The sequence below is a fragment of the Acidobacteriota bacterium genome (assembly GCA_016703965.1).
Lineage (GTDB): Bacteria > Acidobacteriota > Blastocatellia > Pyrinomonadales > Pyrinomonadaceae > OLB17.
Map to the genome: position 1 here is coordinate 1,759,676 of JADJBB010000021.1, position 16,407 is coordinate 1,776,082.

Genomic DNA, 16,407 nt, shown 5'->3' on the forward strand with positions numbered 1-16,407 from the left:
AGACCTTTTACTTTGCATTCATCCAATCGTCGCCGACCCCGATCTCCACGGTGAGCGGGACATCGAGGGTTGCTGCCGCTTCCATCTCGCGTTTTATGAGCGCGGAGGCGGTGGCAACTTCAGCTTCGGGAGCTTCGAATAGAAGTTCATCGTGCACTTGCATGATCATCTTTGTTTCGAGCTTTTCCTGTTTCAGAGCGTTGGCGACGCGGATCATAGCGATCTTTACAATATCGCTGGCCGTACCTTGGATCGGCATATTGATTGCTTCGCGTTCGGCCCGTGATCGGACAGCGAAGTTGCGGTCGTTGATCGACGGGAAGTAGCGGCGGCGGCCGAAGAGGGAAGCGATGTAGCCCTGTTTCCTTGCCTGTTCGGGCGTACGGTCCATGTATTCGCGGATACCTTTGTAGGTTTCAAAATAGTCCGCGATCACCTGCTTTGCCTCGGCCCGGCTGATCCCGACTCGCTGTGAGAGCCCGAATGCCTCGACAGCGTACGCTATGCCAAAATTGACGATCTTGGCCAGGCGGCGTTTTTCTTTGAGGTCTTTTTCGTCCGTCGCACCAAAAACAAGCCGGGCGGTTTGCGAGTGGATGTCCTCGTTATTTTTGTACGCCTCGAGCATTCGCGGATCCTGCGTGATGTGGGCGAGGATACGGAGCTCGAGCTGAGAATAATCGGCTGAGATCAGCTTGCTGCCTTTTTCGGGGATAAAAGCTTTGCGGATACGCTGGCCGAGTTCGGTGCGGACGGGAATATTCTGTAGATTTGGCTCAGTCGAACTTAACCGTCCCGTCGCGGCGACGGCTTGATTCAAAGCTCCGTGAATACGGCCATCTGCGGCGATCATCTTCGGCAAAGCATCGGCGTAGGTTGCCCGGAGCTTGTCGAGTTCGCGGTAATCAATTATGTGCTGAGCAATGTCGTACGTTTGAGCGAGTTCGACGAGGACGTCGTGGCTTGTTGAAACTTGGCCGGTCGCGGTTTTGCGGCCAGTTTCGATATTGAGTTCGCCAAATATTTCACCCACCTGTTTTGGCGAACCAATGTTGAATTCGCGTCCGGCGATAGCGTAGATCTTACTTTCGAGCCCGGCGAGTTCTTTGGTAATAAACTCCGAGAATACCTTGAGGCTCTCGCCATCGACCTTCATACCGATGAGTTCAATGTCTGCGAGGATCGGGATCAGCGGGAGCTCGATCTCGGTGTACATTTTTTCGAGCTCATTTTCACGGAGCTTCTGGCGAAGAACCGGGGCGAGTCGTGCTGCAAGATCGGCCTTTTCGGCGATGCGAAAGGCAGCCTCATCAAAACTGCCGGGAACGGTGTGTGCCATATCCACATCGAGATAGGCCTGAGCAAGAAAATCGATCGGGTAGCTTGCTCGCGTCGATTCCAGTAGGTAGGCGGCAACGAGAATGTCCTCGCGAACGGGCTCGGGCCGGATACCAAGAGCTAGAAGCGGACCGAGATTTTTCTTTTCGTCGTACGCGACTTTGTCCATGAAGACATTGGTCAGAATGTCTTTGAGCGGCCGCTGCACGGCCTCAATTCCGCCTTCAAAATTCACAATATCTACGTAATACGCCTCGCCGTTTCCCAGGCCGATGCCAATGCCGAGCGGCGGCTGCTTGCCGAAGCAGCTTGCTTTTTCGTTGGTACTCGGATCGTTGACGAAGTAGCTCCACTGCTCGACCTCGAACAGGCGGCGGATCATTTTATCAACGTTTTCGCTGGTTTTGACGACGGTATAGTTTGTCTCCACGACCTGCCCGGCTGGCGGTAAACTGTCGAACAGTCCGCCGCCTCCACTTGGAGCGGCCGTTGGCTGAGTTGGACCAGAGCCTGCAAACTCGTTCGTTAGGGATTTGAATTCGAGTTCGCGGAAAAGTTCATATGCTTTCGCTCGATCGGGCTCAGAATGTTTAAGGGCGTCGAGATCGAGCGTGACCGGAACGGAAGTGTGGATCGTTGCGAGTTCGAGCGATTGTTTAATGATGTCCTGATTGTTCAGCAGGCTTTCGCGTTGGGTTTTGTGCGTGATCTCCGCCGCGTGTTCCATCGCACCCAGAGCCGAGCCCCATTCGAGGACGAGCTTCAAAGCACCAACCGCTCCGATGCCCGGAGCACCGGGAATGTTATCTACCGAATCCCCCATCAGCCCCAGCAGGTCAATGATCTTATCGGGCGGCACGCCGAACTTGTTTCTTACCCAGGCCTCGTCGCACCATTCGATGGGAGCAACCGGAACCTTACGCCTAATACTGTTGGAATTCTGCCTCATCGCGATGATGTAAGGATCGACGACGAGCTGGCAAAGATCTTTGTCATTAGAAACGATCACGGTCTGCATTTCTTTTGCTTTGATCTGCTGCGCGAGCGTTCCGATAACGTCGTCCGCCTCGAAGCCGTCGGATTTTACGATGGGGATACCGAAAGCCTCGCAAACGCGGATGATATATGGAATTTGCGACGCAAGATCATCTGGCATCGCCTGCCGGTTCGCTTTGTACTCGGCATACGATTCATGGCGGAATGTTGGCACATCAGTATCAAAAACCGCTCCTATGTATTCCGGTTTCTCGTCATTGATCAGCTTGCGGAGCATGTTCGTAAATACAAAAACCGCCTGCGTGACCTGGCCTCGGCTATTACGCAGCGGCTCCTGCTTCATGCCCATCGGGGCAAAGAATGCGCGGTAGATATGCGACATCGCGTCGATGAGGAAAACTCGTTTCATTTAGAGAGATTCTATCACGCAGTATTAATTAATGCCCTCGACGGTAAATCGCAATCCGAGAGCTCCAACCAACTGAACGATGGTTTCGAAACGCGGTTTTGAAGCCTTATCTTCGGCGAGTATTTTGTAAAGCGATTTTTGACTGAGTCCGGCATCTCTTGCTAAAGATTCGAATCCGCGAGCCTGAGCTATCTCGCGAATGGCCGCAACAATTGCTTCAGGCATATCGGAGTTCTCCTCAAATGAGGCTTTAAGGTAATCGCGTTGATTTTCAGGGCTTTTTCTAAGCCACTCGATCAATCCCTGTTCGTGAGAACGGCTGTTTTTAAGCATTGTTCATCCTTTTGAAATTCGACCAATATTCCTTGGCCATATAAATGTCTTTTTCCTGCGGTCTCCACCGCAAAGCAATATGACAATGGTCTCGCCGTGTTGGGCAAAATAGACCCTGTAGCCACTTCCAAACGGCATTCTCAATTCGCTAACTCCGCTTCCAACTGACTTCGCATCACCAAAATTACCAAATGCGATCCTTTTTAATCTGGCCTCGATCCGAGTTGTTGTTATTCGGTCAAGTGAGTCTAGCCAGTCTCGAATGGGACAATCCCCGTCGTCGGTTTCATAATCTAGAAGTATTTTTGGATTCGCTTCCACGAGAACTTTGGTATCCAAATGGATACCGTTTTTCAAGCTTTTAGTTGCAGAATACGGTTTGACAGCCTAAATGCTGTGCGGTATTCTTCTTGTTCGCCTTTTGACAGGTGGAGCGATGTTTGTAATTTCATTTCCCTTTGTGTCCGGTTCGTCTAGGGGTTAGGACACCGCCCTTTCACGGCGGCAACACGGGTTCAAATCCCGTACCGGATACCATCTATTTCCCTAAGTTTTGCATCATATTTCTTTGTACAATTCGCTCATAACCTGAGCGAATTTTGTTTTGGAGTAACAGATGCTGAAAAAAATCCTTATATAGAGCGTAAGATCATCCAGCAGCGTCTCAGAATTCCACTTACAAATATCCCGAGCCTTGCAACGTCACTGAAAATGGCGAGAGATGCCAATGCGACCTTGCTGATATCAGGCCGCTACACGATCGTGCCTGCCGGGGCGGAAACGGCGGCGACCATTAACGTTACGTCGAAAATCGTTCGCGTAAACGAAGGGCGGTTCATGAGCGAGGTGATCGATGGACGGCAGGTGACCCGCGATATCAATATGAACGACGCCCTTGGCAATCTACAGACGATCCAGGGCCAGATCGCATACCAGATACTGTATCAGCGTGATAAGGCTTTGCCGTATTCGCAGAATCAGTTGATCGAGGCGGCAAATACAGTTCCGTCCCGCGCGTTTGAGGCTTATATCAAGGGCCTGCTGACCGCTGACAAACAGGCTCGGGAGATCTATTTCACCAATGCGTCGCGTGAATTCTCTAAAGCGATCCCCGACGGCGTATATACCGAGGCCGAGATCGAGCTGGGGCATATTTATCTTGGCCAGCGGAAATTTTCGGAATCGATCGGCGCCTTTGAAAAAGTGGTCAGCGCCAGCCAGAAATGCCGGGACAAGGCAAAGGCTGAAAACAAGCAGGCGCAGTGCAGTGACGAGAATTACGCCGAGGCGTCGTTCTATATCGGCTTGATCTTTTGGCAGCAAGGAAATTACGAACCGGCTCTCGCCACACTCAGGCCGCTTACTGATGACCTTAAGCTGACGACGGTCTATAACGCGTTGGGTGCTATTGCGGTTCAGGCCTCGCGTGCCGAGAAAAAGAATCCTGCCAAGGCGGCGGCATTGCTGAACGAGGGAATGGAGCTTCTTAAGAAAGCTTCGGAATCAGCTCCGGATGATGCGAATGTTCGGTTCAATTATGCGACTGCCCTTTTTTTCAATGGAAATACCATTGAGGCCGCGACCCAGCTCCGTTCCACGATCGCCGCGAACCCACGTGACGGCGAGGCTTACTACATATTTTCCAAGGTGCTCGATACGCTGAAAGATCCGTCGGTCACGGATATCAACAACCAGGCACAGCGCTTCCTCACCGACAATAACCGCTACGCCAAGCTCGAGACAGAGTGGCAGAAGTCTAAGACCATCAGCGAGATAACACTTCGGGTGAATCAGCCGGCTAGGAAGGACTTTGTCGCGGTCGTCTTGAGCCGTAAACCCGTTGCCGCGAGCACGGCTGAGATAAGTGAGACGGAAAGCCTGCTCGGCCTCGCTCGTACGCTCATCAAGAATGGCAACGACGATGAAGCCATGACCACGCTTCGCCGGGTGCTGGCAAGTGAGCCGATGAGCGCTGAAAGCTATTTTCTGCTGGGCAAGATCCACCTTCGCCGCGGCGATATCGACCAGGCGATCAGTTCCTTCAAGACCTCGATCTTTTGGGATAATAAGCTGATCGATGCTCACGTCAGCCTCGGCAAGATCTACATCGAAAAGGGTGATTGCCTGCAGGCCAAAAGCTTCGTCGCCTCAGCCCTTGAGATCGGCCCTGACAACCCCGATGCACTAGCTTTGCAAAGATCGTCGGAACGGTGCTCCAAATAGTAAGTCTGGAGTCTAGCGTCGGGAGTCGAGAGTTAGCGGTATGTTTCCAATACAATTCTTTACGTTTCTAGAAGCCCAATAAAATGGGCTTTTTTTCCTTTTCTTAACACTCGACTCTTGACTCCCGACTCCGGACTAGATCTGTGGCACGGTATGTGCAGTAGTAAACAGCGGCCAGCTTGGTTAAGGAATCAAGACCTGCCGCCACCACTACAACGAGCACGAGTTTTGCCACTGTGCTTTACACCTTCCGAGCGTTCCTTCATCTGTCCAACCTTTCAAGCCCGGCCACAACGGCCGGGCTTCTTCCTTTTAAAGCAGATGAAGACGAGGAGAGAGGAGGACCCGCAGACAAGAGACAGGAGACAAGAGACGGAGACACGAGGCTCGGAGTGGTAAATACAGGCCATCACTGAATTTGAATCCCTAATTCTCCATGTCTCCCGTCTCCTGTCTCCCTGCCTTCTTCCGTGGCACGCTATGTGCAATAGAAGCAGTGGCCAGCTTGGTCACCCGATCAAGACCCTCCGCCATCACTACATCGAGCGCGGTTTGCCACTGTGCTCTTACACCTTCCGAGCGTTCCTACAGTTGTCCTACCTTTACGAGCCCGACTCACCCGAGTCGGGCTCTCCTCCTTTAAACCCCAGTGTTTTCGCGGTTTCCAGTAAAGACGGGCGTATCGTTCAATTTGAATCAAATTCGTTCAATCTGCATCACGTGTTTCGGGCTATTTGACCTGCCCGTGACGGCAAATCGGTTATCTGACAGATTTTGTCAGTTGAAACTGCCGCAAATTGTTGTTTTGGTCATTTTGAACGGTCAAAATGGTCGAGCGAAGTGATAAGCATCGCGGCTTTCCAGTATTTGTTAGAATATATTTTCAACCGGCCGCCTCTCCGGGTCAGAACCGCGTGCGTAAGCGGGCGGAACGAACTTGAATATTGTTGGCGGTCGTTCCCCCCGCTTACGCAGGGGGGTTCTGACCCGGAGCGAAACCATGAGCTTTCTTACAAAAATCCTTCCCAACTGGAAAAACGCTCTACTCGCGATCCTCGCGGCGGGATTGCTGATCGTGGCGTTTCCTGATTTTGAATGGTGGTTCACTGCGTGGTTCGCTCTGGTTCCGTTGATGTGGGCGGTGGAGCGGGAAAAGGAATCTGTCGTGCGGTCGTTTGCAATTGGATGGCTGTTCGGTACTGTCTTCTTTTTTGGAACGTGCTGGTGGCTGACGTTTGCCCCGATCAACTACGCCGGATTCCCGCCGTGGCTGGCGTATTCGGGAATGGTTTTCGTGGCGGCTGCGGTCGGGCTGTTTCCGGCTTTGTTCGCGGGCATTCTGGCGGTGCTGCTCAGGCGGTTCGGCTCGTGGGGATTCCTGGCGGCTCCGTTCGTTTGGGTGTTTACGGAGTTTTTGCGGTATTGGCTGACGGGGAATAATTGGAATGCGATTGCATACTCGCAGGCATGCGAACCATCTTGCAGTATTCCTGCAATGTGGCTCGTCCCAAGTCTATGGACCGCGGCAATTGGCGGCGTACTGTTCACTACTGGCGTTATCCTTTCTGTTAATGTCATGATCGTCCGCACCTTGACGGTGACGATTACCTCCGATGACCTAGTAAAAACGAGCAAACGAATCGCTCTCGAATGGACCTTCTTGCTTGCGTTGTCGCTTGCTTTGTCGTTTGTACATGCGGTTTCCAACTTGAGTAACGTGGAAAGGAAACCCTGGCAGACCGTCGTGGCGATCCAACCTAATGTCCCGATGTCGGGAATAAGCTATAGCGACCTCGAACGGCTTCGACAAAGGCAATTTGACCTGGCAGAGCTTGAGGTTCGCAAGGTTCGCAATAGAGAATCCGGTACCGATTCTGAGCCCCAAGACCGCAGCGTAACCGTTGTTCTGCCAGAATCTCCGATGAATTACATGTACAACGACGACCTTGAGTTCCAACGATTTGTTGGGGATTTTTCTCGTCGAAATCAGGTTAGCGTTCTATTCAACTCTGCAGAACCGGACGACACAAATGGCAAATATTTCAATTCCGCAGTAATGGTTGGCCCCGACGGACGTGAGGTTGCGCAATACGACAAGATATTTCTACTTCCATTCGGTGAGGCGGTGCCACGCCCACTGGATTCGGTGATCCCGGGTTTTGTTGGGAATTTTTCGTACGGTCGCGAATACGACATTATGCCGGTAGGCGATTTGAAAGCTGGTGTGATGATTTGTTTTGAATCGCACTTCGGACAACTGAGTCGTGAATATGTTCGAAACGGAGCAGACGCTTTGATAGAGATGACGAACGACGGTTATCTTGGACCTACACCCGTTCTCCGTCAGCATCTGGCGAACGCAATATTTCGGGCGGTCGAGTCGAACCGTCCAGTCCTTCGGGTGACAAATGTAGGTATTACCGCTCACATAAGTCCAAATGGCGACATCTGCGACTCGATGGCTGATTGTGGTCCTAAATCCTACACAGAAGGAACCTTGGTTATGTCTTTTCCAAAATCGGACGGATCGCAGACACTATATGTTAGGTATGGCGAATGGTTCGCATGGTTGTGCTCGGTGTTGACGCTGGGTCTTTTGTCACTTTGCGTGGTGAAGAGGAAAACCTGTGAGTCGTAGAAACCGCGTGATCCTCATATTCATCATGTTGTGCTGCCTCTATCTAGGCGCTTATTTAGAGTTTCGACGCACTCATATCCAGATATCGGCGTCGGATGGGCTCTCATACGTGATATTTCCGGAGGATCGAGAGATCTTGTACTACCTCTTCCGTCCTTTGTCGTATATTGATTCGACGATCACGGACATGCGATTTCATCTCGGGCCTCATCGGTAGCGTCGCCAACAGCGACAAACATTAAAGCCTGGGGTGGAGGCTTTGCGGAACCCTAGGTCAGATGGCAGATAATATTCGCTCCCTGAAGGGGAGCAACAACGCGTGCTGTTGGAATGTTCGTCCCCTACAGGGACGGTACCTTATTTTTGACGCTACCTAGGGTTTCGCTCGAAGACTCGCTGCACCCTAGGCTTTAATGTTTGTCGCCGTTGGCGACAGGAGACAAAACGACAGGGGATGCCTCTATGAAAATGAACCGCCTAATACCGATGCTGCCGGCAGCTGATATTGGTCGAAGCATTGAGTTTTACGAGAAGTTGGGATTCAGCGTTGAGAGCCGTCGGGATGAGTGGCGGTGGGCGATGCTGGTGTTTGGGGAATGCCGGATCATGGTCGAGCAGTCGATCAATGTGCGTCCGGGAGCACCGCGTTCGGGCGTGCTGTATCTATATCCTGACGACATCGTGGAATATCACAAACAGGTCCGGGACAACGGCGTCCAGATACCCGATCTCGAAACCACATTCTACGGCCTAACCGAATTCCGGCTCGACGATCCGGATGGGAATAGGTTGTGGATCGGGCAGAATAAGGATTCGTAGCTGATACACGGGAAATTTGACCACAGATGGACACCGATAAACACAGATGGGAACTAGGCGGACCGATCGATGCTCAAAATTCCTTATATCTGCGTTCATCTGTGTCCATCTGTGGTTAAAACTGCCTGATCCACTCTGCGTCTCTGTGCCTCTGCGGTAGAATAGTCGGTAATGGAACTCACAGAACTGCAAACCAATTTCGACGCGATCAAAGAGAAAGTTACCCAACTTGGGAGGTTTCTTTGACGCACCTGCCAAACAACGCGAACTAGACGAATCAGAAAAACTTATTTCTACTCCCGGATTCTGGGACGATCAGGAATCGGCGCAGAAGGTCGTGCAGCAGCGGTCGCGGATCGAGAAGGCTCTGTCGCGGCAGAAGGCATTTGAGACGGGCGTTTCGGATGCTGAGGTTTTGTTCGATTTTGCGGCTGAGGACGCTGATTCAGCGACGGAACTTGCGGCCCTGATCGAGCGTTTGGATAAAGAGGTAGCTGAGGCTGAGACGGAGAGTTTGCTGTCCGGCGAAACGGACGCGAACAACGCGATCTGCTCGCTCCAGGCCGGAGCTGGCGGGACGGACGCGCAGGATTTTTGCCAGATGCTGCTGCGGATGTATCTGCGTTGGTGTGAGAAAAAAGGTTTTAAGGCCGAGGTCATCGACGAACAATCCGGCAGCGATGCGGGTTTGAAATCCGCGACATTCCGTGTCGAAGGCGATTATGCCTACGGTCTGCTGTCGGCTGAGGCCGGTGTGCATCGTTTGGTGCGTATCTCGCCGTTCAACTCGGGCGGCAGCCGTGAAACTTCGTTTGCATCGCTCTTTGTCTCGCCTGAGATCGACGAGACGATCGAGGTGAACATTGAGGATAAAGACCTCCGTATTGATACGTACAGGTCTTCGGGAGCTGGTGGGCAGCACGTGAACGTGACCGATTCGGCGGTAAGGATCACGCATATTCCGACCAATATTGTTGTAACATGTCAGAACCAGCGTTCGCAGATCCAAAACCGTGCGGTCGCGATGCAGGTGCTGCGTTCGAAACTGTACGAGGTCGAACTAGAAAAACTAAGAGCCGGAGCCGCCGAACTCGAAGCCACCAAACAAGACATCGCCTTCGGGTCGCAGATCCGGAATTATGTACTGCATCCGTACAAACTGGTTAAAGACACAAGGACAAAGTACGAAAAATCGGACGTTGACGCGGTTTTGGATGGGGATATTGATGAGTTTATCAAGGAGTTTTTGCTGTTCAAGAAAACTAATGTTCAGCGCTAGTTATTGTGCTAAAATTTCCCGCGAGGTGAGAATATGAACTCGGTCGAAGCTATCACAACCAAGGTGCAAATGCTGCCGCCAGCGTCGCAGAAACAGGTTCTCGACTATGTAAACAGCTTGCTTGAGAAGCCGGTTGCGTTGACGAAGGAAGAACGAATTGCTGCTCTAAAAGAGATGGTGGAAAGGCATGCGGGTAACCGTGCCGTCATTCTTGACGACTCTCGCGAAGCGATTTACGAGGACTGAGCCGCATGCGAAGGATTCTCACTGACACAAATGTCCTGCTGCGCAATTTGCAACCTGATCACCACGCCCACGTTTTGGCGGCTAATGCTCTCGTGACTTTGAGCAAGGAGTACGATGAAATTTGTGTGTTGCCTCAGAATCTAATTGAATTCTGGAATGTCTCAACACGGCCGCTTGAGCAAAATGGCTTCGGATGGACATCGATCGTGGCGGAAATTGAGGTCGCTCGCTACGAAACCATTTTCACGCTATTGCCAGACACCCAAGCCATTTACGCTGAATGGAGGTCCATCGTTCGTGACAATTCCGTCCTCGGCAAACAGGTCCACGACGCTCGTATCGCTGCCGCGATGAGCGTTCATCAAATCACGAAACTCCTGACTTTCAATGGCAAAGATTTCAAACGTTTTGGGTTCATCGAAGTGATCGATCCGCAATCGATATTAGTCTCAGACGAGCAAAACGTCTCTGAGTGATCAGATGAAAATTTGCCCTACATGCAACGAGGTATATAAGGACGACGACATTAATTTTTGTCTGGCGGACGGTACCACTTTGCTTAAAAAGCGGGGAGCGAAGGCGGCGAAGCATTCGCACTGGAATGATGTGGTGGCGATCATTCTGGCAGCTGTCGCGGTGATGGTCTTGCTGTGTCTGATCACGAGCAGTGCGGATGACCGTTCGTGGATATCGACGGGCAGCGGGGCTCCGAAGCTGAAGAATTGGGTCGGCGTTGTCGGAGCAAATATTGCGGCGGTTTTGTTTAGCACGTTTGGCTGGACGGCGTATTTGATACCGGTTCTGATCGCAGTGATCGCCTGGCGGGTTTTTCAGTCTGATACCTTGATTCCGAGAGCGGCGAGAGTCGCCGGATATGTGTTTTTTGCGGTTTCGCTGTCGGGGTTGATCACATTATTTGGTGGTTACGGGGCAATCGTTGGGGAGGCGGCAGCTCAGGGAACCATGTATTTTATCGGTTCCGTCGGAACGGGCATTTTGCTGACCGCGATCTTTGTTAGTTCGATCCTGCTGATCACAAATTTCACGCTCGCCGGTTTCCTTAGCCATTTTGACGTCGCCGGCGAAAACCTCAAGATCCGCATCGACGAATGGCGTGACAAACGCCGCGAAGCTCGCCACGACCAGATCGAGGAAGCCAAGTTGCGGGCTGACAAGCGAAAAGGCAGACGCGAACCTTTTCCCAAGAAAGCCGACGACGAAGAGCTTCCCGCGACCATTCCGGTCGGCAATATGGAATCGCTCGCGGCTGCGGCGGCCGTCGGTCGGGCCGAGCCGATGTTTGACGACGCTCCGTCGATCCCGACTATTGAAACTCGCGAAGATCCATACGAAACGCAGAAGGTCGTCGAGCCGGAATTTGAAGAAATTCCTTTCGACATGCCGAAAAAACGGATCCGAGCGAAGGCGGCCGAGATCGAACAAAGCCCTGCTATCGAAAACGATGAAGCTCTGGACGAAGCGGTCAAAACCGCGGACGCTCAGGCTTACGCGGGATACCTGCTCCCTGACACGAACCTTTTGACCGAGGCAAAAACGACGTTTACTCACAACGAAGCCGAACTTCGCGGGATCGGATCCTTGCTTGAGCAAAAGACGGCGGAGTTTAGCGTCCCTGGAAAAGTGGTCAATATTATGCCCGGGCCGGTGGTGACGACGTTCGAATTTAAGCCGGCGGCAGGTGTGAAATATTCACGGGTGACGAGCTTGGTCGACGATCTCTGCCTCGCTCTGAAAGCTCCTTCGATCCGTATCGATCGAATTCCGGGGAAAGCGTATGTCGGCATTGAGGTACCGAATCAGAAACGCGAGACGATCTATCTTCGCGAGGTGATCGAATCGGCGAAGTTCAAGGATTCCGGCTCGCTGGTCACGCTTGGGCTTGGAAAGACCATCGATGGTGCAAAATATGTTGCCGATCTCACAAAGATGCCGCATTTGCTGATTGCCGGTGCGACCGGTGCGGGTAAATCGGTCGGGATCAACACGCTGGTCATGTCGATCCTTTATAAGGCACGCCCCGATGAAGTTAAGTTCATCATGGTCGATCCCAAACAGGTCGAACTCGGGCTTTATGCCGATATTCCGCATCTGGCAACACCGATCATCACGGATCCGAAACGTGCCGCAACAGCACTTCGATGGGCCGTTGTTGAGATGGAAAAGCGGTACAAGGATCTCGCGAAGCAAAGCGTGCGAAATATCGCCGGCTTCAATGAAAAGATCGGCGGCTTCATTACCGAAGAACGCCTCGATGACAACGGTGATGCGTATCGCAAGCTGCCGTACATCGTCATCATCATCGACGAACTCGCCGACCTGATGATGGTTAGCGGTAAAGAGGTCGAGGAATCGATCACGCGGCTTGCACAGATGGCTCGAGCGGTTGGGATTCACCTGATACTTGCAACGCAGCGGCCTTCGGTCGATGTTATTACCGGTATTATCAAGGCGAATATGCCGACTCGTATCGCATTTCGGGTCTCGTCAAAGGTCGATAGCCGAACGATCATCGACGGCAACGGTGCCGAAAGCTTGCTTGGACAGGGCGACATGCTGTTTTTGCCGCCGGGACAATCGAACGTCATTCGCGTCCATGGAGCGTTTGTCGATGAGGGCGAGATAAACGATGTGGTTGAATTCGTGAAAGCCCAGGGCCGCCCGGAATACGACACGACCATCACCAAAACCGAAGAAGAACTCGACGACAGCGGCGACCTGCCCGGCCGCCGTGATCCGCTGTTCATGGACGCTCTCAAGTGTGTCGTCCAGGCTAAACGCGGCTCCACATCGTTATTGCAGCGGCATTTGAGGATCGGCTACGGCCGAGCCGCAGCTATCCTTGACGCCATGGTCCGCGAAGGCTACATCGGCGAAATGGACGGCTCCTCGCGTGCCCGGCCGGTTTTACCGAAGGCGTATGAGGATCTGCAAGACGTCAACGAAGGTGCGTTGGGAGATGAGTATTAGTCTCCGTCGTTTTTGTTCGTCAGTGGATAGTGGTTAGTGACAAGTGGATAGTCACTGCTCACTTATCACTAACCACTATCCACTGAATATTTAGGAAATGTGCCGAATTATCCTGCTCGTTGCGATCACGTCATGTTTTTTGCTATCGTGCTCGCGTCGTATTGAACACATTTCTAGTGAGATCGCCAACAGTTCTAACGGACTGAACATAAACACTGCAACCGTCGATGAACTCGAAAAACTGCCGCACATCGGCCGTAAGACGGCGGAGTCGATCGTTGAGTTTCGGACGGCAAACGGCCCGTTTCGACGCGTTGAGCATCTTATGCAGATACGCGGGATCAGCGAAGAGCGGTTTGTCGAACTTCGTCCATTAATTAAAACCGAATAACATTTAACGATGCCCGAAGATCGTCGGCCTCCCAACTTCAACCGCAATCCGATGCTCTGGCTTGGAATGGCGTTTGCGTTGGGGATTTTGGCGGCGAATGTTGTGAATGCCGATCTACGGATCGTTGCGATTGTGGCTTTGACATTCACAGTATCCGCGTTCCTCCTTCGTTCGAAATCCGTTGCCACTAGCATTATCCTGGCTGCCTTCGGACTTGCCGGTTTCGCTTCGGCCGTCGCAGAAAAGCGAAGCGTTTCACCCGATCGGCTTAAGATCCTGTTCGACAACGGCACGCTAATTTCCGGCGAACCTGTCGAGGTCGAGGGCGTGCTGCTTGGACGGCCTGAGGCTTCCGTAGAAGGTGCTCTGCTAAACCTAGCCGTCGATCAAATCAAGCAACGAAGTACCGAACGAAAAGCTAGCGGTAAAGTTCGTCTTTACGTCCAGATTGACGATCTCAAATCTCAAATTTCGAATCTCAAATACGGCTCCCGTCTTCGCATCGCTACCAAACTCGAACGCGACAACGAATATCTCAACCCCGGGGTGATCCCAAGACGCGAGATACTTGACCGCCTCGGCGTCGATGCGACGGGGGCGGTGAAGAGCCCTTTGCTTATCGAAAAGATCGCTGACGAGAGCGTTTTCCTGCCGCTAGCTTGGGTTTATGATCAGCGGGCGAGGGTTATCGAAAGCTTTCAGCGGAACCTTAGCGGACCGGCTGCTGGTGTGATGATAGCGAGTTTGTTGGGGAACAAACAGTTTTTGGATAAGGGAACGGCTGACTTTTTTCGAGATGGCGGGACGTTTCATATCCTTGTGATCTCGGGCCTTCATATCACTTTTATTGGCGGTCTGCTGCTGTTATTTCTACGAAAGCTTACGCGGAATCGCTGGCTTCAATTCGGAGTGACGACAACGGTTTTGTGGGCATACACGCTCGCGGTCGGAGCCGATGTTCCGGTCGTTCGTGCGGCTTTAATGTTTACGGTGATGCTGTTTTCCTACTGCATTTACCGGCGGTCGGGGCTGCTGAATTCGCTCGGATCTTGCGGACTGATTTTGCTTGTCTGGCGGCCGTCGGAATTGTTCGATCCTTCGTTTCAACTCACATTCGTCAGCGTTGCGGCGATCGTCGCTGTAGCGTATCCGCTGATCGAGGTGTTGCGAAACATCGGTGGCTGGATGCCCACGAGAGAGCGGCCGTTCCCGCCGAATGTTCCTGCTTGGCTCAAGCGTTTTTGCGAGACAATCTACTGGAGCGAGGATCGTTGGAAGTTCGAATCGAAGCGGCAGATCTGGACCGCTAATATATTCAAATCTCCGATGTTCGAGTCAAAGATCAGGCACGGCGTTCAATTTGTCTTGCAGTATATCTTTGAGGGAATTCTCGTCTCGCTTGTCGTGCAAATCTGCATGCTGCCGCTGTCAGTGGTGTATTTTCATCGCGTTTCGTTGATCTCGGTGGTGCTGAATTTGTGGGTCGGCATCTTCATCGCACTTGAGAGTTTTGCGGCGGTGCTTGGGGTTGTGGCGGGGCAATTTAGCGAGTTACTTGCAGGGGGAATATTCGCGTTTGCCGAGCTTTTTAACTGGCTGATGCTTTTCCTGCCGCGGCTGTTTTCAGATAATAGTTGGCTGAGCTTTCGGCTTCCGGCGTATTCAGGAAATGGCCGATTCGTTTACCTTCTTTTCTTTTTGCCGGTTTCGATCCTCGCTTTCGCATTGAGCAAATGGCGGCCGTTCGATCTCAAACATGAGGGAGCGATCCTCAGCCAAAAAGTGCTTATTCCGACTGCCGCGTCCGTAGCGATACTTGTCCTATTGATCGTATTCCATCCTTTCAGTGCTCCACGCCCGGACGGGCGGCTGCACGTTGATTTTCTCGATGTTGGCCAAGGCGATTCAGCACTGGTCACTTTTCCCGACGGCCGTACAATGCTGGTCGATGGCGGCGGGAAACAGAAATATAAAAGGGCAGATGAAGAAGCCGAAGCGTTCATTCCCGATGCACGCGGCATCGGGGAAGCGGTCGTTTCCGAGTTTCTTTGGCATCGGGGATATTCGCGGATCGACCATATTCTGGCGACGCATGCGGATGCGGATCATATACAGGGATTGACCGAGATTGCCAAGAATTTCAGCGTTGATTCGGCGGTCTTTGGCCGCGTGGTGCCCACCGATCCCGATCTCGCCGAATTGAGCGAGGTATTGCACCGACGCGGAATTCCGGCAGAGACAATCGCTCGCGGCGATGTGATGCAGATGGGCGACGTGAGAGTTGAGGTACTCTATCCTCAGTCCGCTTACGATACGAATACACTCTCAGAGAATAACAATTCCGTTGTGCTCCGGATCGTTTGCGGCAAACGAGCGTTCCTGCTCACAGGCGATATCGAACGCGAAGCCGAGACGCAGATGCTTGCCGGAGAAACCACGCTTGCTTCCGACGTCATAAAAATCCCGCACCACGGAAGCCGGACATCCTCAACGGTCGACTTTGTAAACGCCGTCGCGGCTAAATACGCGGTTATTTCGGTTGGCCGTTCGTCGCCATTTGGGCATCCGCACGCAGAAGTTGTCGATAGATGGAAAGCCGCGGGTGCGAAAGTAACGACAACCGGCGAACGCGGATTGGTCTCGGTTTCGACAGATGGCACTGAGATCGAGGTCAAAACATTCCTTCCTTGAGCCCCAGTGAAACAAGGCCGAAGCGAATACTCCGGCCTTTCTCCACTAAACGTTTA

11 protein-coding genes, 1 tRNA gene and 1 pseudogene are annotated in these 16,407 nt (G+C 52.4%); 10 read left to right on the forward strand and 3 right to left on the reverse strand.

Annotation, left to right across the window (positions count from 1 at the left end):
• Nucleotides 1–7: 7 nt before the first annotated feature.
• The 3 genes and pseudogenes from polA to IPG22_14905 all read right to left on the reverse strand — a co-directional run bounded on the left by polA (nt 8) and on the right by IPG22_14905 (nt 3,397).
• Nucleotides 8–2,743, reverse strand: a complete 2,736-nt coding sequence (polA, locus tag IPG22_14895) for a DNA polymerase I (protein MBK6589575.1) — start codon at nt 2,741–2,743, stop codon at nt 8–10.
• A gap of 24 nt (nt 2,744–2,767) precedes the next feature.
• Complete coding sequence (locus tag IPG22_14900; protein MBK6589576.1) at nt 2,768–3,076, reverse strand: putative addiction module antidote protein; 309 nt, start codon at nt 3,074–3,076, stop codon at nt 2,768–2,770.
• Nucleotides 3,069–3,397 (reverse strand): annotated as a pseudogene (locus tag IPG22_14905) (type II toxin-antitoxin system RelE/ParE family toxin). The gene IPG22_14900 and the pseudogene IPG22_14905 overlap by 8 nt, the downstream one beginning before the upstream one ends.
• Before the next feature lie 141 nt (nt 3,398–3,538).
• Here IPG22_14905 and IPG22_14910 point away from each other — a divergent pair.
• From IPG22_14910 to IPG22_14955, 10 genes are all read left to right on the forward strand, one after another.
• Nucleotides 3,539–3,613, forward strand: a tRNA-Glu gene (locus IPG22_14910).
• 174 nt (nt 3,614–3,787) lie between these two features.
• On the forward strand, nt 3,788–5,299 hold the full coding sequence (locus IPG22_14915; GenBank protein ID MBK6589577.1) for a tetratricopeptide repeat protein: 1,512 nt from the start codon (nt 3,788–3,790) through the stop codon (nt 5,297–5,299).
• 1,000 nt (nt 5,300–6,299) lie between these two features.
• Complete coding sequence (gene lnt / locus IPG22_14920; GenBank protein ID MBK6589578.1) at nt 6,300–7,937, forward strand: apolipoprotein N-acyltransferase; 1,638 nt, start codon at nt 6,300–6,302, stop codon at nt 7,935–7,937.
• A gap of 468 nt (nt 7,938–8,405) precedes the next feature.
• Nucleotides 8,406–8,756, forward strand: coding sequence for a VOC family protein (locus IPG22_14925; GenBank protein ID MBK6589579.1), 351 nt, complete (start codon nt 8,406–8,408; stop codon nt 8,754–8,756).
• Between the two features lie 196 nt (nt 8,757–8,952).
• Complete coding sequence (gene prfB / locus IPG22_14930; protein ID MBK6589580.1) at nt 8,953–10,035, forward strand: peptide chain release factor 2; 1,083 nt, start codon at nt 8,953–8,955, stop codon at nt 10,033–10,035.
• A 33-nt stretch (nt 10,036–10,068) separates the two neighbouring features.
• Nucleotides 10,069–10,281: a hypothetical protein gene (locus IPG22_14935; protein ID MBK6589581.1), complete on the forward strand. Its 213-nt coding sequence runs from the start codon at nt 10,069–10,071 to the stop codon at nt 10,279–10,281.
• A gap of 5 nt (nt 10,282–10,286) precedes the next feature.
• Nucleotides 10,287–10,757 carry a type II toxin-antitoxin system VapC family toxin gene (locus IPG22_14940; protein ID MBK6589582.1) on the forward strand — a complete coding sequence of 157 codons (471 nt, stop codon included), beginning with the start codon at nt 10,287–10,289 and terminating at the stop codon, nt 10,755–10,757.
• 4 nt (nt 10,758–10,761) lie between these two features.
• Nucleotides 10,762–13,269 carry a DNA translocase FtsK 4TM domain-containing protein gene (locus IPG22_14945; protein ID MBK6589583.1) on the forward strand — a complete coding sequence of 836 codons (2,508 nt, stop codon included), beginning with the start codon at nt 10,762–10,764 and terminating at the stop codon, nt 13,267–13,269.
• A 97-nt stretch (nt 13,270–13,366) separates the two neighbouring features.
• Nucleotides 13,367–13,660, forward strand: coding sequence for a helix-hairpin-helix domain-containing protein (locus tag IPG22_14950; GenBank protein MBK6589584.1), 294 nt, complete (start codon nt 13,367–13,369; stop codon nt 13,658–13,660).
• A 9-nt stretch (nt 13,661–13,669) separates the two neighbouring features.
• Nucleotides 13,670–16,351, forward strand: coding sequence for a ComEC/Rec2 family competence protein (locus tag IPG22_14955; protein MBK6589585.1), 2,682 nt, complete (start codon nt 13,670–13,672; stop codon nt 16,349–16,351).
• Nucleotides 16,352–16,407: the final 56 nt, after the last annotated feature.